The sequence below is a fragment of the Paenibacillus helianthi genome (genome assembly GCF_001909055.1).
Classification (GTDB): domain Bacteria; phylum Bacillota; class Bacilli; order Paenibacillales; family Paenibacillaceae; genus Paenibacillus_AQ; species Paenibacillus_AQ helianthi.
On record NZ_LVWI01000001.1, the window covers coordinates 10,224 to 32,562 of the forward strand.

A 22,339-nucleotide genomic window follows, 5' to 3' on the forward strand; every position below is an offset into this window, starting at 1 on the left:
TCTTCTCCCCCTTGGCACATGGCTCAAAAATGAAATTCAATGGCGGTTCCGGTTTTTTCCATCCCATCGGTAGCTTCTTCAAGCGCAATCTCACTCAGCGGAATTTCGGGATTATCGGCGATCCGGCAAAGAACGGCGATGAAGCAGGCAAGCACATCCTCCAGTTCCAGTTCATCAAAAACCGTCCGGTTGTAGACAAAACGAATCAGAATGTCCTCCTGCGGCTCTACAATGACGTTAAAATCATAGTTGGTGTGTTCAAACCATTCGTATCCCGCCATTTCCAGCCCCCGGGGAAGATCGAGCTGCAGCGGGTAATTCTCAAAGACAAGCACATGATCGAGACTGACGCCCCCTCCCGTATTCTGGATAGCCGACAGAGGAAGATACGAATTGGGCTCCCTGTCCAGCATATCTCTTTGAAGGCCCAGCGCCAGTTCGAGAAAGGTCTGAGCACCGGCCTTTACCCGTACGGGGACCGTGTTGATGAATAGCCCCATCATTTCGCCGATATCCTTCACTTCTGGACTTCTCCCGGATACAACCGCGCCGAACACCACGTCATCGGTATCGTTCAGCTTGTGCAGCACCGTTCCCCAGGCGGCCTGAATCAGAATATTCAGCGTAACACTCCGTTCCGCGGACAGCTTAATCAGCCTATCCCGAAGATCATCGGCCAGAGTACGGGTCAGCTCGCCATGATCATAGGAGCTTACACCTTCATCAATATCCCTCGGCAGCAGAGGGGCTCCCCTATAGCCTGACAAATATGACCTCCAGTATCCCTCAGCGGCTATCCGGTCTCTGCTCTCGACCCATCTTATATACTCGCTGTAAGCGGGTGCATGAATCATTCGTGGCTGATCTCCCGAGTCCAGAGCAGAGTACAGACTAAGCAGCTCCCGCATAATCATGCCGACGCTCCAGCCGTCGAGGAGAATATGATGGAAGCTCCAAACTATGCAGTATTCTTCCTCATCGGTCCGGATCAGCGAGACCCGCAGCGGTATATCGCCCAGCAGATCAAAGCGTTTGTCCCTGTCCTGCGTTAAGTAAAGGTTCAGTTCTCGCGTTCCGCCCCTCTCTCCGGCTATCGTCCAATCCTCGTAACGGAAAGGAACATCCCAGGATTCCGCCACCGTCTGCAATGGACGATCCAGACGCCAAACAGCAAAGCTCGTGCGAAGGATGTCATGCCGGTCCGACACAGTCTGGAAGCAGCGCTTGAGCAATTCTGGGTTCATCGGTCCCCTGAAGCGGATGACGCACTGCTCAAAGTAAGCTTCCGAATCCGGGTAGCGCAGGTGATGAAACAGCATGCTCTCCTGCATCGGGGACAGCGGATACACCTTCTGAATATCGGCCCTGGAATCTGCCATTAAGGCAGTAAGCTCCCCGGGAGGCACGAGGTCGCAGTACTCCGGCGCAGCCCCCATAAGTCCGGTCTGCCCACTGTATGAGATGACCCTATCAATCCCGGAAAGAAAACCTTGCAGGAAACGCTGTATCGTCCCCTCACCATACTCGAATCTGTTATACTCCACCTCAACGGTCAACCGATTATCGGTGAGAAGCGCGTTGACTGCGATGGAGAATGGCCGTTCCGAATCCGGACTTTCCGTTCCATTCAAGGGAAGCTCGGCCAATCTGAACAGATCGCGGTAGGCTTCGTCATTCATCTCCCCGAGATAATTAAAGCTGATGGCGGGACGAATGCGCAGTGCCTCCCTGCCTGCGCCGGGCTCCTCCTGCAGTAAATATTTGAGCACATTATAGCCCGCACCCCTGTGAGGAATCCCGCGCAGCGCATGGTTCAGGAGCACGGCATACTGATCAGGAGCTCCTGCGGCGGCGGTGTCAAGATACACGGGATAATGAGAGGTGAACCAGCCCACAGTCCGTGAATAATCGGGATGACCGCCGAACGGCTCTCTTCCGTGACCTTCCATATTAATCCAGGCTCCGTCCATAATGCCCAGGTTGCCCAAGGTGTGGCCCAGTGCTGCTAGAAGCAGGACGGCCGTGTCAGAACGGTAGTGTCCCTTTGCCACTTCAAGCAGTGCGGATGTGGCCGTTCCCGTGAAATTCAGGCTGCGGGCAACCGCATCCCGCACCGTACCATTACCGACATCCGTGTCCTTGGGAATGAGCGAAGCGGGCAGAAGGGATTGCTTCTCCCAGTACTGCAATTCACGGGTCTGCAACCCGCTTGAAGCATAATCAATCAGCGCTTTGGTATACAATTTGTAAGAGTCCGTTTTCACCGGCAGCTTCGGCTCGATTCCCTGCCGGAGCGCCGAGTAGATGTCGTGAAAGTCATCCAACAGAATTCTCCACGAAACCGCGTCGATCACGAGGTGATGGATCACAAGGGTCACTTCATCTGCGTCTTTACTTCTGAACAGCCCGGCCTGAACTAGCGGCCCGTTCTCCAGATTAATGGACCGGTGCATATCCAGAATCATCCGGTCGCGTGCCGTGCCTGCTGCCTCCACACCCATATCGGTTCCATCGACGAACCGGTAGGCGAAGGCCTGCTGCTCCGCTCCATTGCAGTGCTGCTTGATCCCGCCGCCGGAAGCTCGGACGTATGACATTCTCAGCGCGTCATGGTAACGCACCAGCCGGGCTAGCGTTTCCTTGACCTTGTGCCCGTCAAACCGTACGGTTCCAGCCAGTGTCAAGCTCTGGTTCCAGTGATTCATCTCCGCGAAATGCTGGTCGAAAAACCACTGTTGAATCGGGGCCAGGGGAACCTCCCCCTCCAGCGAAAGCTGTGCTGGCGCCGCTGTCCTTTCGCTCAGACGGACAGCAAGCCGTGATATTCTCCGGACGGTCTGTCCGCGCAGAATATCGCCGACCTCCAGCCGAATGCCCCTTTTTTTCAATTGTGCTGAAATCTGTATGGCTTTGATCGAATCTCCGCCCAGCCTGATAAACTCCTCGTCGATATGGGCATCCGGGACTCTGAGAATGTCACGCCAGACTTCCATCAGCTCCGCTTCGAGGGAATGCTCTTGGAAGGCGGGTTCGTTTCCACCACCTGGCTTGCGCGCTGATTCTGGCAGCTTCCTATAGTCCACCTTGCCATTTGCAGACAGTGGAAGCCGGTCCATCCGGATGTATTCTGCAGGAAGCATGTACGAAGGAATCTTCGCGGAAAGGTAAGCATCCAGCCCTTCAGCCTCCAACTCATCTTCCGCTGTATAGTAGGCGCAAAGGCGTTTCTCACCGCTTGCTCTCGTTTTGGCAGCTACCGCTGCCTCACGGATGTGAGGATGACCCAGCAGAAGGTTCTGGATTTCACCGGTTTCGATGCGATAGCCCCTGATCTTGACCTGCTCATCCAATCTGCCCATATACGCCATGCCGCCCTCGGGCAGCCAGCGGACCAGATCGCCGGTTCTGTACACTCTCTGCGGCTCTCCAAACATTCCGGCGACAAATTTCTCCTTCGTCAACTCAGGACTATTCAAATACCCGCGGGCTACACCGGCTCCGGCGATGCATAGCTCACCCGGAAGATGCTTGGCCTGAAGTCTGCCCGAAGAGTCGGCTATATAGAGCCTTATATTGTCGATCGGCAAGCCGATCGGCACTTGATTTCGCACATCCCTTGGCTCATACCGTTTGATCATGCAGCCTACTACCGTTTCCGTAGGTCCGTATTCGTTGTACACTTCGGTGTCGGGGCCGAAGAGACCCACAATTTCCGCGGCAGCGGTCGTCTCCAATGCTTCTCCGCCGACAATAAAACGTCTCAGGCCAGAACGTTCCGTCTTGTATAAGTGGAGCAGCTTCAAATGGGAAGGCGTCAATTTGATGATCCCCGCCTCGCCGTCCTCAATGATCCGCCCAAGCGCCGTCTCCACATTTTCCGGGTAGATCACTATCCGGTTGCCGGACAGCAGCGGTGTAAACATCGAGGTGACTGTCAGATCAAATGATATGGAGGAATACAGAGAAAAAGTGAGTTCTTCGCCTCGCACATACATCTGATCGGCCCACCAGATATAATGGGTCAGACCCCTGTGCTCGACCATCACCCCTTTGGGCTTGCCTGTTGAACCGGAAGTGTAAATGATATAGGCTAGATTGTCCGCACTGGCTGCGGGCTCCGGATTGTCGACCGGCCCACTGCTTTCGGAAATGCCATCCGTTGCCCTGATAATATCCCCTTTGTATCCGGTCAATTCTTCGTATTCTCCATCCGTGATCACCCATTGCGCCCCGCTGTCGGACAGAATATAGGCGATCCGCTCTTTCGGGTAGGAAGGATCGATCGGTACGTAGCAACCGCCGGCTTTCCAAATTCCGAGTATCGCCGCGATCAACTCCGGGGATCGGCGCATCACAAGTCCAACCACGGCATCCGGTCCGACTTCCTTATTCTTCAAAAGGGACGCCAGACGGTTCGCGTCAGCGTTCAGCCGGGCGTAGGTGAGATGCTCTCCTTCACACGAGATCGCGATGGCCAGCGGCGTTCGCAGCGCCTGCTCCTCGAACAGCCTGAACACCGGCTTGTTCTCTGGATATTGGGCTGCTGTGTCATTGAATCCGTGCTGGAGATGCTCTCTCTCCACCGGAGACAACAGTCCGATCTCGGACAACGGAATATATGGATTCGCGGCAACCGTACCAAGTATCGTGAGCAAATGACCGCCCATAGCTTCAATCGAGGCGGGATGGAACAATGCCGTGCAGTACTCCAAATGTAGGCTCATTCCGTCTGGCGTCTCCACCGCTTCCAGAGTCAGATCGAACTTGGCGGTGCGGCTTTTGCATTCCGCCGCTGTAAAGACGGCGCTGCCGCCCGCCATGGTCAGCGGTTCAAGCGCTTCATGCTGAAATACATACATCACATCAAACAGCGGATTCCGGCTCATATCCCGGTCATCGTTCAGTCGGGGAAGCAGCCGCTCCAGCGGGAACTCCTGATGCTCGAACGCTTGAATCGAGCCGGCCTGCACCGCTTGAACCAGCTCGGCGAACACATTGTCCGGGGATACGCGATTCCGGAGAGGAATCGTATGGACGAACATGCCGGGAACGCGCTCAATATCGGGATGGACCCGCCCGGATACCGACGTTCCGACCATGATGTCCTCCTGATTGGCGTATTTGGACAGCAGCACGCAATAAGCGGCCAGCAAATAGTTGTACATGGTAATCCCGTTAGTCGAGGCGAATTCCCTGATGCTCTTCAGTGATTCATGGGCAAGACTGAAGGAATAGCGTTCTCCTTCAAAACTGCGGACAGCGGGCCGAGGGTAATCCGTCGTCCAATCAAGCCGGGGGATGTCGCCTTGAAGCTGACGGCTCCAGTATTTTTCCCCTTCCCGCATGTAACCGGCTCCGATTCTACCAAGCTGCCACTGGGTGTAATCCTTGAAATGAATCTTCATATCCGGCAGGCTTTCCCCGGAATACACCCGGATCAGTTCATCAAAGATCATATTGGCCGATATCCCGTCCGCAATCATATGATGCATGTCCAGAAGCAGATATTGCCTGCCGCCTGTCTCCCCTCGCCACGCTTCTATCCGCAATAAAGGCGCAGACTCCAGATCAAATGGCTTGACAGTGTCCAAAATCGACGCCACGTCCCCTGAACGAACCAGCGTATGGACGACAATGTCGATGGATAGTTCTGCATGAATCTGTTGTACAGGTTCATTGTCCTCTAGGTGAAAGGAAGTCCGCAGGCTTTCGTGCCTTTGGATCAATTCATTGGCGGCCTGCTTCAAGCGATTGAGGTCCAGCTCCCCGTCGACTGTAATCAGGCCGGTGACATTGTACGCCGTTCCGGCGCCGCCAAGCTGCTCAACTGCGAATATGGAACGCTGTGCCGCGGACTGCGGATAGTATGTTGCCATTTCCGCCTTTGGAATCTGCGCGGCTCCGGTTTTCGGTTTGTTGTCCAATACTTCGGCCAATTCCGCGATCGTCGTATGTTGGAACAGCAGGCTTAATGGAATCACATTGCCGAGCTCAGCCTGCAGCTTGGCGGCAATAATGGTGGCGGCAAGCGAATTGCCACCCAGTTCAAAAAAATGATCGGTTATACCGATATACCTGCGCTTTAAAACATCCTGCCACAATCGGTGCAGCAGCTTCTCCATGTCTGTAACGGGAACGGCGGGAGATTTGACCGGCTCGGCGTTTACAGTGGACAACGATTCATAATCCACACCTCCGGATTTCTTGGGCAAAGGTCCTGAGACTTTTACCCAGCTGGCCGGAATTAGTGAATCCGGCAACACCGAAGCCGCGTATTCTCGTCTTTCGCGATCATCCGGTTCATTCCCGCTGACTGCTTCATAGTAAGCAACCAGCCGAACAGCGCCATGGACGTCAGACTCAAGCGCAACCGCAACGGCAGAAATCCACGGAAGCCGCTCCAGTTGAGCCTCCAACTGATCGAGATGTACGCGGAAGCCGCTTACACAGACAAGCCGCTCCATACGGCCAAGCAGGCGAATGTGTCCTTCTGCCCCGCGCACCGCCGCTATTTCTGTGGCATGTCCTTCACTGGTTTCTCCGTCTGCCCTCAAGTATAGTCGGCCCGGAACCCCCGGCAGACAGGGAACGCCGGTTCCGTCCGCTACGAAGCCGGTTCCGTCCAAGTCGAACGTTTCGTCGAGCAACCCTGGCAGCGGAAGCTCCAGTATTCCGCATTCTGTTTCCGTAGAATCAGGCAATCCATACAGCCGGAGCTCTTTCCCGTCATCGGCAAAAATGTCTTCAAGCAGACGGCAGTAGGTAATCAGCCAGGCATCTGCGTCTTCATCGGCGCATACACCGTTCTCATAGTCCAATTCGAGAACTAGTTCCCGCTCCAGATCCAGAACATTCAGGCTTACAGGGTATTTGACTGCATCCGCCGGAGCCAACTCCAGCGTCGCTTCCAGATCTCCGAACTGAAATACCGAAGGCTTGTCAAAGTTAAAAATCGTGCGGATGGACGGAAGAAACACCGCCGCCCCCTTTATGCCTAGTTCTTTGACGATATCTGCATATGAGCACTGCTGATGATCCAACATTTCAAGCAGCTCTTTCATCATCAGGGACAGGTATGAGGCAAAGCTTGCTGATTTCGGAAGCTTGCTTGAAAAAGGAAGCAGATTAACACACTGGCCGACCAAATGCGCGGCGCCCATCTGGAGCTGGCCGGATGTCGGAATGCCGATCGTGATATCTTGAAGACCCGAAATTCTGGATAACAAGACATTATAGGTTGCGAGCATGAGCATGTACAACGAAGTTCCGTTTTGTCTGCAGTATGCTTTCAGATCTGCGGTCAACCGCGAATCGATAACCTTACGGATTCTTCTTCCCAGTCGCGCGGATGTATTGCCCAGACCGTTCGATGCGGGAAAGATCAAATCCGTAACGGGAGCTGACAGCTTGGCGGACCAGTACTCCCGGGCACGGAGTGATTCCTCTGAAGAAATCCGGCGCTGCCAATCCGCGAAAGCAGAGAACGGCACAGCTTCCGCTACCCGATAGCGGTCCTGCTCCGTGTAGTATCCGGAAATTTCCTCCAAAATCCGGATAAATGACCATCCGTCTGCCACGATATGATGGGCCTGAACAACAAACATGTGATCTTGCTTGCCGACATGAAGCAGTCCGAACCGGATTAATGGGTCCGTTGACAAATCGAAAGCTTCCGCCGTCTCTGGCAGCAAGGGGGTCGGAAGCTCACCGGACTTATCATCCACATCGGCTTCATAGAGCGCGTAGCGCGAAAGAACGTCTCCAAAAGGTTCCGTATATTGAACGCTTCCGTCTTCGGCGAACCGCGTTCTCAGCATGCCGTGTCTTCGAATCACTTGATGTATAGCAGTCTGCAGCCGGCCCGCATTCACGTTTCCCCGCAGTCTCAGAATGGCCGTTTCCGTGTAGGCCGCCGATATCTCCGGCTTCATCCGCGAGACGAACCAAAGCTGCCGTTGTTCTCCCGTAAGCGGCAAGGTCTGGGTCTCCATGGAGCCTTTGGACTGCTCCGGATGTTCCTGTCCGCTTCCAGGTGAGGGTGACGGCGGAAGAAAACCTGCATTCCGCAGCTCTTCTATGCTGGTTTTGACAGCACCGATAATCCTCTCAACGTCCCCCATCGTATGTGCGGTTGACAGAAAGCAGTTCCGGCCTTCCCAGATATAAACGCCCTTTTCAATCAACAAATAATAAAGCAGCTCCAAATCGGTCTTTTGGACAAACCGGAATAAAGAGCCGAAACGGGCAATGTGAAGCGGCAGCTGTTCTTCTTTAAAATAAACGTTAAGGGTATCGACCAGTACAGCCGTCTTCCGGTTCACTTCCTCCTGCAGGGCGGGACCATCCTCCTGCAGCCGCCGCAATACTGCTAATGCAGCATTCATGGTTAGAGGATGCTGGCAAAAGGTTCCCGCCACGAAGGTCCTCCGCTCTTCATGCGGGGGAAATGTACCGTTGCCGAAGGCCCACATGCCGCCGTCAATGCAGTCCAAATATTGAGGTTTGCCCGCGACAATGCCGATCGGCAGCCCTCCGCCAATAATTTTGCCGTACACCGCCATATCGGCTTCTACGCCGAACCAAGCCTGTGCCCCTCCCGGATGGATTCGAAAGCCGGTAATGACTTCATCGAAGATAAGGGCGGTTCCGTGCCGGGCAGTCAGGGCGCGGAGTTGCTTCAGGAACTCGGCAGGCTGCACGTCCGGTTTTCGGCTCTGCACCGGTTCGACCAGAACCGCGGCCAGTTCTCCCGCCCGCTTCTCGATGATGCGCAGCGATTCGGGATGGTCATAGTTCAGCACGATAACGTCATCGATCATGCCGGCCGGTATGCCCGGAGCAATCGGTGTTCCGGCACCGTCCGTACCGGAGCTCATCGTCAGCACACCGTCAAAGGTGCCGTGATAGGAGCCCGAGAAAATGGCGATTTTGGACCTTCCCGTTCCGGCACGAGCCAGACGTAGGGCGACCATAACCGCTTCTGTTCCTGAATTGAAGAAGGCGGCCCGGTCCATACCGGTTAAATCGCGCAAAGCGGATGCCACTTGACCCGCTGTGTCATTAATCGGTCCGATGCACATTCCCTTCTCCAGGGCTCTGTCCACTGCTTCATTGATAAAGGAGGAATTATGCCCAAATAAATTCACGCCAAAGCCCATCGTCAGGTCAATATACTCGTTACCGTCGATATCCCGGATGGACGAGCCTTCGGCACGATCCACTACAATCTGGTATACGATATCCTTCCAGTAAGGTCTAAACCCGGCTACGTTCCGGTTGTTGGCGACAACCTCGCGATATGCCTGCGTATGGAGCTGTGACTTCTTCGTCTTCTCCGTATATCTAACGATAAATTCATCGATAAACCGCTGCTGGGGCAAAGTAAAACCCGACTTTACCGACGTCTCAATCTTCTGGTATGGCACATATGAGCGGTCCTGGGAACGGGCAGACAACGGCATAGCCGGCTCCTGTTGTCTTTCCGTCTGGTGATTGATGATGACTGCTTCGCTTTCAGCCTTCTTCGCGGCGATATGAAGCACCGGGGCCGGAATAGGACTCGGCTTAGTGGATGAACGGTTCTCCATCATGAGGAGCTGCCGGGCCATAAGGTCCAGCTGCTTATGGATGATTCCCTCCATTCCCGCCAGCATCCCGGCATCCTGTTCGACTGGATATTCCCTGCTCTCATTCTCATCCACCGCAAGCGCACTAGCCGTCTCCTGCACCGCCTTTTCATCCCGCAGCTCGGTTACCGGCATCGGAAGTTCCGGGGACAGTCCGGCTATATATCGTCCCACATCCGATACCGTAGATAGTTCCTCGAAGAAAAGCCGTAACGGAATATCGATACCGAACCGCTCCTTTATGGCATGCCTTGCATTTACCAGCATGATGGAATCCAGACCCATTTCCATAAAGCTTATATCGCTTCTAATGTTTTCATGTCCGTATCCGGAAATGTCGGCGATAATTCCGCGTACCGCCTCCGTAACAGAATGGTTGTGATCCGTTTGACTGATGACCGTCATTCCCTGAACAACCTCCTTGTTCTCCGTCTTGCCTTCGACAGCGTTACCTGAAGTGTTCGCTTCGGAAAAGGCTGTCCAGTGCCTGAGTTTGTCAAATGCATAGGTCGGCGCCGACACGACTCTTCTGCTCCTTCCAGCATGCAGATTATTCCAATCGACCATGCCGCCGCTGGCATAGTGGTATGCTGCTTGCCGCCAGAAGTCGTCCTTGAGTTGTTCGAGGTCACATTCCTTCTTTTCACCCGGATCCGGTTTATTCTCCGTTTCCGGCCCGCCGAACCAGATGCCTACCTCCAGTTCGCCGCACGTACAGGAGAAAGACTCATACCTTAGTCCAGCCAGTTTCTCTCTCAGCTCTTGCGGGTCCCGCGCCACAACGGCCAGCCTGTATTCATAATGCCCTCTCCCAATATTCGTGGTGTAGCAGATGTCCCTGAAAGAGTCCGGATCGGCCGTGATCAAGAAGAGACGGTATTTCTCAATCAATGAACGCAGTGATGTCACTGATTTGGCTGACAGGGTCAAGATCGCCGGCTGGTCTTCATCAATCGGCAACAGACGGTGCCGCGTATTCTCCCGGGCTTCCTCCAGAATGACGTGACAGTTTGTTCCGCTCATTCCGAACGAACTGACGCCGCATCTTCGGACTTCTTCACTCCTCTTCCATTCGGCCAGGTCAGCATTGACATATACAGGTGATTGCTGAAAGTTGATTCGGGAGTTGGGTCTTTCAAAATGGATGGACGGCGGGATCTGCTCCCGGTGCAGAGCCAGCGCCGACTTGATCAGACTAACGATCCCCGCCGCATGATACAAATGCCCGATGTTGGGCTTCAGCGAACCGATGGCGCAGAATTGTCTCCTGTCCGTGTACGCTTGAAAAGCGTTCTGAATGGCATGGACCTCGATGGGATCACCAATAGGGGTCCCCGTACCATGGGTTTCAATATAAGATATTGATACCGGATCGATGCCGGCCCTTTCCCATGCGCTGATCAGCAGTCGCTCCTGAGCCGCCATATTCGGTGCTGTAATGCCTATGGACTTCCCATCCTGATTGGATACGCTGCTCTTGATCACTGCATAGACAAGATCATTGTCGGCGATGGCTCTGGACAAAGGCTTAAGTAACACCGCTCCCATTCCCTCTCCCCTGACCGTGCCGTCCGCATCTTCATCAAATGCCTTCACAGTCGATGAAGACGATTCGATTCCGATCTTGGGCTGGTGACCGGACAGATTGACCATTAATTGAATGCCTCCGGCAATGGCCATGTCGCACTCCCGCAGTGCCAAAGACTGGCAAGCGAGATGAACGGCCAGAAGGGATGAGGAACAAGCCGTGTCAACGACCAGACTAGGGCCTGTCAAATCCAGCAGGTAAGATATTCGGCTGGCAATGATAGGCGGCAGGTTGCCGGCCGCAGCCGCCGAGAGAAGATTAGGGTTCGTGGTGGCAATCATTTGTTTATACTCGTGTTCATGCCCGGAGCCGACATAAACTCCGGTTCGGCTGCCCTTCAGCCTGTCTCCTCCGTATCCCGCATCTTCAATAGCGCTCCATGCCGTTTCGAGAAACAGCCTTTGATACGGGTCCATTAAATCGGCTTCTTTAGGAGGAACACGGAAGAACAGCGAGTCAAAGGTATCCACTTCCGCCAAATATCCTCCCCGCGGTGGAAGATCTAGGGACAGGCGGAGACCTCCGGCCTCCAGCCTAGATGGCGGCGCTTCTCCGATCCATTCCTCGCCCCGGCAAAGATTGCTCCAAAACTGATCCAGCGTATCGGCTCCAGGCACCTTCACCGCCATTCCGATAATCGCTATATCCCGGCCCGACAGTTCCTCAATTGCAGGCGGCGCGCTTCTTTCTTTCCCCATCCGAGACAGCAAATTCTTCTTCATCGCTAGTCCTCTCCCTTCCGTATTATTGCGGTGCCGTTTCGGCGGCCATAATATCCAGGCTCAGCAGGGATTCCAATGCGTCAGCAAAAGACAGAAACAGCTCGCGCATCCGGGGTCCATTCATTCTTGCGGCGTTGTAGCCAAAGGTAAACACAGCTGTACCGGGAGCTTCTTCCCACTCGAGCATCATATCGAAATGGTCCGGCAGACCGCCTTGCTGTGGCCTCCATTCCTTTCTGCCCAGGTAGCATAGTGCCTGACCTTCCTTCGGACGGGCGACCTCTTTGCCAATATCACCGATATGGTACAGGAGGGCCTCCCCCGGATTTTTCTTCACGTTGGCTAAATCGAGTAGTTCCTCGATGGTATCAATGGCGGCAAAATCGACGCAAAAGGGAATGACCCATCCGGGTCCGTCCATCATGGTATGAACAACCACTTTCGATTCTGTGCAGATTTCATACAGCGTGTTAGCCAGCAAAGCCAGATATACCGCCTCTTCTGCGACCCGACGATTCAGACATAATGACCGCAACCGATTTCGATCCGTTCCTGATAAGTTCATTCGGTACTGGTTCTCAGCCCCGTTCTCCGCCGCTTGGAAATATTGAGGAGAAAGGTGCACTGTCTCCATATGAAACCGGGTCTGCTTAGGCTCGTGTGAGCCCGATATCAGCCGGGACAGCAAGGTTACCGAGGGAGAACCAAAAATATCGGTCATCGTAATGACGCCTGGATAAAGCTCCTCGATCCGCTCGAACAATTGCACAACCAGCATGGACGTGCCTCCGAGTTCAAAGAAGCTGTCCTCGAGATCAAAGCGCTCTCTTCCCAGAAGGTCGCTCCATACCCGGAACAACGCTTGCTCAATTTCGCCATCCGGTTTCCTTCTCGTTAAAGCGGCTGCGACCTCCTGATCCCGCTGCAGACGGGCCAGTTCAGATTCAATCTCACGATAGGTGCCTTCCTTGTATTTCGCAGCATATTTGTATCTTTGCAGCTTGCCGCTGGTTGTCTGGTATAACTTGTGAACCGGAAGGATAACAGAGATCTGTAGACCCAACACGCGGTTCAGATGTCTACGTATCTGTTCGGAAACCGTCAGAAATTCTTCGGGCTTGTCCCTAAACTGTACGAATAATGCTGCTTCCTCGGTACCTGTCCTTTCATTGTAGATTCCACATGCGACCATTCTTTTGACTTTTAAATCCGCACACTCTTCCGCGATTCGCTCAATATCATGGGGGAAATAATTGGACCCGTTGATAAAAATGATATCTTTAGTTCTTCCGGTTACGGTCAGTCGGCCCTCTACCAGAAATCCCAAGTCTCCTGTTCGGGCCCAGCCGTCGGATGTGAACAGCTTCTCTGTGGCCTCCGCGTTGTTATAGTATCCCGATGTCACATTGTCTCCGGCGATCTGGATATGGCCTACAGTGCCTTCCGGCAGCGGGTGGTCCAGATCATCGCATATCCTTACACGGCAATCCTGTATGGGTGTTCCCGTTCCGGCCAGCGCCAAGGTGTCACCCTGACCATCACCGGGTAGAAAAACCGCTGAATCTCCAACCCGCAAAAAATCCCTTCGCACATAATAGGTTCTAAAAGACTCGTCCTGTTCCTGAATGCATACGCCGACACAGGCTTCGGCCATTCCGTAGCCCATTTTAATTGCCTTTCTTTCAAGGCCATACGGGCTCAGTTCTTCGAGAAACTGTTCGCATACCCCGACATCGATCGGTTCGGCGCCGTTGACTATGGCATGGATGCGTGTCAGATCCCAAGCAAAATCTCGTTTCGATGCAGTTTTGTGGTAAGCGGTTAGGAAATATTTGAGCCCGAAATTTGGGGAAGCCAGAATCGTCGCTCCAACCTGGTCGGCTTTCTGCATCCAGAGAATCGGACGCCTGATGAACAGCCAGGTTGGCATGAGGTATTGGCTTGTCCCGCAGAATAATGGAAGGAGATGGAACATGATCATCCCCAGATCGTGAGTCAGCGGCATCCAGCTGAGAAAGGCATCCTCATCGCCGGCTCCAATACGTTCTTTCAGGGCCCGGATATTTGCCAGGAGATTGCTGTGGGTCAGCACCACTCCCTTGGGGTCGCCTGTGGTACCGGAAGAAAACTGGATAAAAGCGATATCTCCGGGCAACACCGCTCCGTTCTCACCGGATATTTTTTCCTCTGGCTGCTTCATTAGGTCTCCGATGGACAGTTGACGATCGACTGCATTCTCGAACCGGGACGCCCAATCTCCGAGTTTCTCAAAATGCTGTGGGTCCGAGACAATAAAAGGATTGTTCAGCACAGCTGCGATCCGGACGACCTTGGCAAGGTGTTCTTCATTATTACCTACCGATAACGGAACAGGAATGATACCGCCGAGAAGGCAAGCCCAGAAGACAATAAGAAATTCACGGTTGTTGTCCAGCTGCAGGATAACTTCATCTCCGGCCCCTATCCCCTTCATTCTTAGGTGATGCAGAGTACCCATGGCGGACTCGTAGAGCTCGGGATAACTGCAAAATACACTCTCGAATTCACCTGAGATGAAGGTAATTCCCCGTTCCCCTCTGGCGGCTTCGCTTCTTAGCGCTTCGTTAAGCGTATTGTACATTCTGCACGTTTCCCCCTTCTTCAGCCAAACGGTTTAAGATGTCCACTCGTCGGATGGCAGGAGTCATCTTGACATCCAGAATCTTATCCAGGGCACTAACGGCCAGGCTCTTCCATCTCTCCGATTCCGCTTCTCCCTTTCGTGCTCCAGAGGCCATGCTTTCCAGTTCCCGAAACGGTTCTGCAATCTTGTTCATATAGTCAGAGGCGGTATCTATAACGTTATAATTTTTTGCACACAATGCGGCTTTAAGATAAGCATCGTAATCCGTTCCCCGGGCCACGCGGCTTCCGGCGCTGAGAAGATTCCTCCAGTCATCTTCCTGATCGGTCGACTGAATGATGCAAGAAATCGGCTTCTCTCTTCTCAGCATATTGCCCAGCACATTTCCGGGCCCAACTTCGATCATGCGCTCCGTTTCCCGCTTGAGAAGAAAGCGCATACAATAATGCCAATTCACAACAGAGACCATCTGTTCGGCTAATAATGCCGGAATGAAATTCTCATCCGGATAAGGATGAGCCGTCACATTCGACAATACCCAATGGCGCAAAGGCTGAAATCGAATACGGGACAATTCAGCCGCAAACTTTGCAGCGCCCTCTTTCATTAGGGGGCTGTGAAAAGCGGCGCTCACGTTCAGTGGGACAACTCTTCCTCCGAGCAATGCAAGTTTTTCACTTATGCGGTTCAGGGAGCATTGAAGTCCCGAGATAACGGTCTGTCCGCCACCATTCAGGTTGGATACCGCAACGGTTCCACGAACGTCCGGCCGACCGCATTCCGCTTCAATGACGGAACTGTCCAGTCTGTGAACCGCCAGCATTCCGCCTTCTCCCTCTTGTTGCGACTCCTGCATCAACCGTCCCCTAAGGCGAACCAGGCGCACCGCATCAGTAAAAGCAAGAGCCCCGGATGCAGTCAGCGCGGATATTTCGCCAAGACTGTGGCCGGCGCAATAATACGGCTCAATGTCCAGATTCTCCAAGAGAACCCGATAAGCCGCGATGCTCACAGTAAGAATGCAGGGCTGTGCATTCTCGGTCCGCGTCAATTCTTCGAGGCTTCCGTCAAAGCAAAGACGGGATACATTGTAGCCCAGCGCATCAGAGGCTTCTTCAAATGTTCTTCGGGCCGTTTCAAACCGGACGAACAAAAATTTCCCCATCCCTACATACTGCGAACCTTGTCCTGGAAACAGCAGTGCCGTTTTCATAATCACATTCCCTTCAGATAAACTATTAATAGCGGATGTAATCATAGATGTAATCATGGATGTAATCATAGATGTGAGGTAAGACGGGGAAATCGGAAAAGCTGGAAACTAGCAGCAAGGGGAATATACTGGCGAATCAAATGGAATTTTAATACATTATAACAAGATAATCAAAAACATATCAATCATTATTATTTATAGATTATTACGTTATTTCTCGTTGCAAAATGAACCACATGTCATTAATATAATAAATGACACGCGGTTCATTTTGCGAAAACGGAAAGGAAGCAACGGAATGTCGCCTAAATTATCGAGCAGCCGAAAAGAATGGAGAAGCCTGCAAATCCTCGATGCGGCTAAGCGGGTTTTTGCCGAGAAGGGCTACGGGGCAGTCACACTAAAGGATATTATCGATGAAATCGGTATGAGTCGGGGCTGGATTTACTTGTACTATCAGACCAAGGATGAGATCTTCGAAGCTCTGTTAGACCATCAGGACACGGAGCATGATCGGTACCTAGAGATGATTCTGGAATCTTCGCCGTCCATTTGGGATGTAATTACTACGCTGTATTCGCAGCAGCTGCAAGACCTTCAGCAATCACCCAATGGCGGATTAATGCCGGCCTTCTATGAATATTTCCTGATCGGATGGCGCGATGAGACACGCCGTGGACTGCTCCTCAACCGTTATGAACGGGGAATCGCCCAATTTGCAGAACTGCTTCAGACCGGAATTGACCGCGGTGAGTTTTTCCCTGTCATGGACGTTACGGACATCTCCAGACTAGCCGCTTCCTATCAGGAAGGCATTATGACCCATACCATCACTGTGGGTCTGGAGAAGGCGAACACCCGAATGCAGCTTGAGTCGCTCGTCCACTACTTGCAAGTTCTGCTCAAACCTGTGCTTATCAGAGAGCACCATAGGGAGGAAATTGAATGAGGACGCTCTTTCGCAATCCAATGTTCAACAAGTTGTTCATTGCCGCTTTTGCCTCGCAGCTGGGCACCGTGGTGGGGAACATGGCATTCGCCTACTATCTGATCGACAGGTACAGCGAGCGGCCGGCTTTGGCCACTACAGCAGAGCTGATGTATTCTCTGCCCACCCTGGCGGTCTTCTGGATCGTCGGCGTCATCGCGGACCGGTTCGACCGCAAGAATATTGCCGCCTATAGCGACTGGATACGGGCGGGACTAACCTTGCTGCTGCTGCTGTTTGTTCATTTCAACGTGCTTTTCGCCTGTTTTTTGGTGCTATTTCTGCGTAGCTCGATATCCAAATTCTTCGGTCCTGCGGAAATGGGACTTCTGCAGGGCAGTATCGACCAGGACCAATATGTCCAGGCTTCGGGGCTGAATCAAATGGTGATGGGGCTGTTTATGCTCTTCGGCATGAGCCTGGGGGCTACGGCCTATCATTTTATTGGAATTGAAGGCGCCATCATCGTCGACGGACTCAGCTTTTTATTGTCCGGCCTGCTGCTTGCCTGGGGGGATTTCCCAGAACATGCCCGTACCCCCAACGGAAAAAACCGTATTCGTGAGCTCCGGTTCTCACTGCTGCTGAAGGATTTTTGGCAGGGCCTCCGCTATATTACAGGAAATCGACTGCTTATGGTTCTGATCAGCGGTTTTCTGTTCTTTGGCATTGTGAACGGCGTATTCGCCGTGCTTCCCATCTTCGCCATGAAATACAAGCTCAGTCCCGATAATTATGTCGTTCACTCTTCGCTGATTACCGTCTTTCTGGGCGTCGGCTTTCTGCTCGGCAGCGTCTTAGGCCCCCGGCTGATTCGCCGTTTCACAAGAGCGCCGATCCTGATTGCGGGTCTGTTCATCTCCAGCCTGCTCATTACGGGACTTGGGTTAACCGAAAGGATTGAAGTCTATTTTTTCCTTGTAATGCTCGCTGGAATCGCCATCGCGCCCATCAATATCGCGCTCGGTAGCTGGTTGCCAGAGCTTGTTCCTCCGCAGAATATGGGCCGTGTTAACGCCTTGATTGAGCCGGTAATGATGCTGGGCCATTCACTGGCTTTGGGGGGCATCGCGCTAGCCTTTCCGGCCTTGATCTCCGTCACCTGGCTTCACTACATACTTGGCTTTTGCACCATAGTGGTCAGTTTATTTTATCTGGCTGCACTACCACCGCTGGTCCGCAAGCGCATGATGAAGGTGACGTCGGAAGGGACAATCGCGGAAGGGGAGCGCGCATAATTATATTTTTCGTTCTGCCCACAACATAGAAGGGCCGGGGCTTGTCCCCGGCCTTGTTGCAGTCTATTTCCCCATTGGAAATTCATCTCTGGAGTTAGTTCTACCAGACTGTACATCGAATTGACCCTTAATTTCTATCAAACAATCTTGCCTCAAGTTTAATATGTCAATTAATAAAAGAATAATTGTTGCATACTGCTCATCAAGACTGTTAAGGTTTCTCAAAATCTGTTCCCAAACATAGTCAGAATACTTTAACGTGTAGCAGGCAAAAAAAATCGTACAGAATATAGGCCCTGCTTCATATATGTATTTTGAAAATTAAAAGATTACGGGTTTTGGGTAGAAGTACTCTTTGTTTTTCACCTGAGAATCTCTTCAACCGTTGAACATAGATTTATACTAAAAAACGGCTGCCTCTAAAGGCAACCGCATCGATGAATTATTTACGAACGGAGACAATGAACTTTTCCAGCGAACTAGTATCGGTGATACTCTGATTACATGCATGGCCGTCCATACATACGTATTGGCCAATGGAAGAATATTGATCGGGCAAAGCACCCGCAGGCTTCGTCTTGACTGTTATGAACGCAAGCTCCTGATGCCGGTTGCAGAACATGCAATACCCTTTTTTGTGTGTCGGTGTTATTCTTCCCTCGATGCCGATGAACTGTCCTTCGAATGGATAGACAATATATAATTTGTTCGTGGCTATGTCTACCCAGCTCAGATACGTGACATATCTAAAGTCGATGGATTGCAGATCAGGTACCTTCAGCTTCTTATTTTTTGGAAAAAGTTTCTGGATCTGCTTCAGTGTAATCGGTGGAAATGGCTCCAGATAGGGTTCTAATGCAATAAGATAATTCTGAAATTCATGTGCTGTTTCCAAGCTCGATACTTGCTCCAGCAGGTGTTCCCGCTCTGTTGTCAGAGAAGAAAACGCTTCAATCATATTCACAGCTGTTCGATATCTTACTGTTTTCAAGACACTCTGATCCGCGACGGATCGCAGTGTTTTCTGAAGAAATTCGGCTTGTTTCTTAATGACATTATATTGATGGTTTCTAATAAATGGTGTATTCATAGCTCTTCAGCCCCTTATTTTTGTTGAAAAAACATAAGGTGCAAAGCCGTTATTAGAAACGATAAAGTCAAGTATGGGCGATCGGATCTTTCTCTTCTCTCGCCCTCACGCAAAGTATCGCCCCTGAATTAGGCTTTGCATGAGGTCTTCCTAGCTAATGAGCAATTCGGTTTTGCCATCAGTACAACCCCCTGTCAGATGAACACTTTACTGTAAGAAAGACAAGGAACATTTACAGCGTGAAGCTAATAACTTCTTATCTTTCGAAAAAAGTATAGCAGGGAATTCAGAAAGTCGCAATTCATCAGTCTTCATCTATTGCATTCCGGATATCATAATCACTTACGTCTATTTCCATTTCCCTTTCAAGAGCCATCCTCGCCAATTGCCTTCCTAAATAAGGGCCCATGGTTAACCCTGAAGCTCCGAGGCCATTTGCTGTAAGCAAACCTTCCCAGCCGGGCACATTCCCGATAACAGGAAGAAACCCAGGCGTAAAGGGGCGAAAACCGACTCTCGTCTCCAGAAATGTGCTGTTTGCTAAACCAGGTGCAAGATCGATCCCCTTATTCAGAATTTCCTGGATTCCGCCAGCAGTTATCCTGGTATCGTACCCTTCTATATCATTTTCGTGTGTCGATCCAATAACAATCCTACGTGATCCCATTGAAAGCAAATACTGATCATTTGGCGGAATAACTACTGGCCAGGCATCTGTGTCTTGACGGTCCGGAACCTCTAAGTGAACGATTTGAGCTTTTTGAAAATGGACTTTAAAATCAATGCCTAAAGGCTGCAGCAATAGATTGGCCCATGCACCCGCACATACAAGGATGAGATCTGCCGAAAAGTGTTGAGCTCCTACATTTACTCCGGTTACATGGTTTGCTAGATGTTCAAGCCTGGCCTCCCCGCTGACAAAGACAGCCCCATTGTGCTGTGCCGACCGTATGAGAGCATCGCGCAGTGCACGACCATCTACCCGGGCTGCACCGCTGATACGAATGGAGGAATAACCTTCTGCCAGCAATGGAAAAAGCTCACGGGTCTGTGTTGTGTTGAGCCGTGTAATATCTCCGATTTCCGGTGCATCTGTCTTTCGTAGTTTTGCCCGTTCCTCCATCTGTCCCAGTTTCATCATGTCATGATGTATACTAAGAGCACCTACCTGAGCATAGCCGGTATCAGTCTCCCCTTCGTCCCGAAGCTGTGCAATTAACTCCGGGTAATAACGGGCTCCTGCTTTGGCGAGACGATACCAAGCCTGATTACGCCGCTGGGACAGCCATGGACAGATGATGCCGGCAGCAGCATCGGTGGCTTGCCCTTTATCTTTGCGGTCAACGACTAGGACATCTGCCCCCATTTTGGCTAAGTGATAGGCCGTTGATGCCCCAAGAATTCCTGAACCGATTACGATGACTTTCTTCATAAGTCCCTTTCTTCCCTTCCTTAAGCAAGCTCAGAGCTCTATGATCTTCGTAGCGACATTGCCGCAGAACTCCCGGTCATGCTCCACAAAAATGATGGTCGGGGTGTATTCCAGCAGCAGCTCTTCTATTTGCATCCGTGAAATAACGTCAACAAAGTTCAGCGGCTCATCCCAAATATGCAGATGAACATGCTCACTTAGACTTTTGGCGATCAGCACCTTCTTCTTCTGGCCACCGCTGAAAGTGGAAATATCCTTCTCAAATTGCACTCTGGAGAAATCAAGTTTTCTCAGGATGGATTTGAACAGGCTCTCGTCTATTCCATTGTCGCGGGCGAATTCCGTAAGATTGCCTTGTAAATGCGAGGTATCCTGGGACACGTAGGAGATTTTGAGCTGACTGTCCTTAGTGAAGCTGCCTGTGTACTGTATATCCTCGCCGCAAATCAGTTTCAGGATACTGGATTTGCCGGAGCCATTCTTACCCGAAAGTGCAATGCGGTCTCCTTGCTCAATTGTAAAATCCACATCTGAACAGACTAGTTTCTCACCATAATAAATGGAGATTTGTTCAAGCTCTGCAAAGGTATTTTTATGATAAGGAAGCTGTACAATCTCCAGGGTTTCCGAGCTTTCAATGTTTTTCAGCAGCTTGGACTTCTGGTCAATTGCCGATTGCTGCCTTTGCTCGATAGATTTAGAACGTTTCATCATTTTGGCAGCCTTATGGCCAATGTACCCCTTATCTACCTTGGAGCCGGAGTTTCGTGTCCCGTTTTTTGTCTTTTCCACTTCGTGTGACCAGTTTCCTGTTCTTTTGGATGAATCCGCAAGCCGGTTAATATCTCTTCTCAGCTTCTCATTTTGTGCCAGCTCAAAGTTATCCAAACGCCTTTTATTCTCCCACCAGCTCGAAAAATTCCCTTTCTGAATTTCAATGTTGGTTTTGTTGATAGACAGGATATGATCTACACAGTTATCCAGAAAGGCTCTGTCATGAGAGACCAGAATGTAGCCGCTTTTGGTATTCAGATAATCACTGACCCATGTTCTTGCTTGCATGTCCAGATGATTGGTAGGTTCATCAATGAGCAGAAAGCTGTTTTCCTTAATAAACAATGCGGCGAGCAGCACCTTCGTCTGCTCTCCGTTCGACAGTGAAGCAAAGGGCCGATAGAGAACGTCTTCATCTACCTTCAGCAAAGAAAGCTCTCGCATCAACTGCCAGTGAATATAATCCGGAAAGATTTCGCTGATGACATCCAGGGTCATATTTTCCTTGTTCGGCACAGGGTATGGAAAGTATTCAAATGTTACATTAGCAGAAATGGCTCCAATGTATTCATGTTTACCGAGCAGCAGCTGCAGAAAGGTGGTCTTCCCTCTTCCGTTCCTCCCCGTAAATCCCAGCTTCCAATCCGTGTCGATCTGAAAATTCACATTTTCAAATATGTTATCGTAGCTGCCCTCATAGGCAAACGTCAGGTTGGTAACATTAATTAATGACATCTGGTGATCCTCCTGTATAAAAAAATAAAAGCCGCAAGAAAGTTAATTTCTTGCAGCTCAAATAGATACAGAAAATCAAGCCCCCGAGGGGCTGATTAAGGATCTACCGTTTGAGTGAAAGGAAATGTAACTTTCTTGCTTAACAAGAAATAAAACATGCGAAATCGATCGCATTACAATAGCTGAACATGAAGTCCAGTCTTATAGTGGTTTTATTCTCATATCGATCAGCAAGAAAATCCTACATTATCCTCTTCAACTCCGTTCATTTAATTAATTGTAGTTTAGCATACACTTTTTTTATGATCAA

General features: G+C 51.4%; 8 protein-coding genes. 2 read left to right on the forward strand and 6 right to left on the reverse strand.

Annotated elements, in window-relative coordinates; genetic code table 11:
* Positions 1-23 precede the first annotated feature (23 nt).
* From A3844_RS00020 to fabD, 3 genes are read right to left on the reverse strand one after another with little or no spacing between them, the layout of a single operon-like run.
* Positions 24-11,936, reverse strand: a complete 11,913-nt coding sequence (locus A3844_RS00020; RefSeq protein ID WP_074106213.1) for a non-ribosomal peptide synthetase — start codon at positions 11,934-11,936, stop codon at positions 24-26.
* Between the two features lie 22 nt (positions 11,937-11,958).
* Positions 11,959-14,556 carry a non-ribosomal peptide synthetase gene (locus tag A3844_RS00025; RefSeq protein WP_074106214.1) on the reverse strand — a complete coding sequence of 866 codons (2,598 nt, stop codon included), beginning with the start codon at positions 14,554-14,556 and terminating at the stop codon, positions 11,959-11,961.
* Positions 14,540-15,772 carry an ACP S-malonyltransferase gene (fabD, locus tag A3844_RS00030; RefSeq protein WP_167374604.1) on the reverse strand — a complete coding sequence of 411 codons (1,233 nt, stop codon included), beginning with the start codon at positions 15,770-15,772 and terminating at the stop codon, positions 14,540-14,542. The genes A3844_RS00025 and fabD overlap by 17 nt, the downstream gene beginning before the upstream one ends.
* A 298-nt stretch (positions 15,773-16,070) precedes the next feature.
* Here fabD and A3844_RS00035 point away from each other — a divergent pair, with 298 nt between their 5' ends.
* Both A3844_RS00035 and A3844_RS00040 read left to right on the forward strand, forming a co-directional pair.
* Positions 16,071-16,721 carry a TetR/AcrR family transcriptional regulator gene (locus tag A3844_RS00035; RefSeq protein WP_074106215.1) on the forward strand — a complete coding sequence of 217 codons (651 nt, stop codon included), beginning with the start codon at positions 16,071-16,073 and terminating at the stop codon, positions 16,719-16,721.
* The gene (locus A3844_RS00040; protein WP_083606614.1) at positions 16,718-17,998 is read left to right on the forward strand and encodes an MFS transporter; all 1,281 of its coding nucleotides are present in this window, start codon (positions 16,718-16,720) and stop codon (positions 17,996-17,998) included. The genes A3844_RS00035 and A3844_RS00040 overlap by 4 nt, the downstream gene beginning before the upstream one ends.
* 442 nt (positions 17,999-18,440) lie before the next feature.
* On the opposite strand, the gene A3844_RS00045 is transcribed toward A3844_RS00040, so the two are convergent.
* The 3 genes from A3844_RS00045 to A3844_RS00055 form a co-directional block, all read right to left on the reverse strand.
* Positions 18,441-19,088, reverse strand: a complete 648-nt coding sequence (locus tag A3844_RS00045; protein WP_074106216.1) for a FusB/FusC family EF-G-binding protein — start codon at positions 19,086-19,088, stop codon at positions 18,441-18,443.
* Positions 19,089-19,392: 304 nt separating this feature from the next.
* On the reverse strand, positions 19,393-20,520 hold the full coding sequence (locus A3844_RS00050) for an NAD(P)/FAD-dependent oxidoreductase (protein WP_074106217.1): 1,128 nt from the start codon (positions 20,518-20,520) through the stop codon (positions 19,393-19,395).
* Positions 20,521-20,550: 30 nt separating this feature from the next.
* Positions 20,551-22,029, reverse strand: coding sequence for an Lsa family ABC-F type ribosomal protection protein (locus A3844_RS00055; protein WP_074106218.1), 1,479 nt, complete (start codon positions 22,027-22,029; stop codon positions 20,551-20,553).
* Between the last annotated feature and the right edge of the window lie 310 nt (positions 22,030-22,339).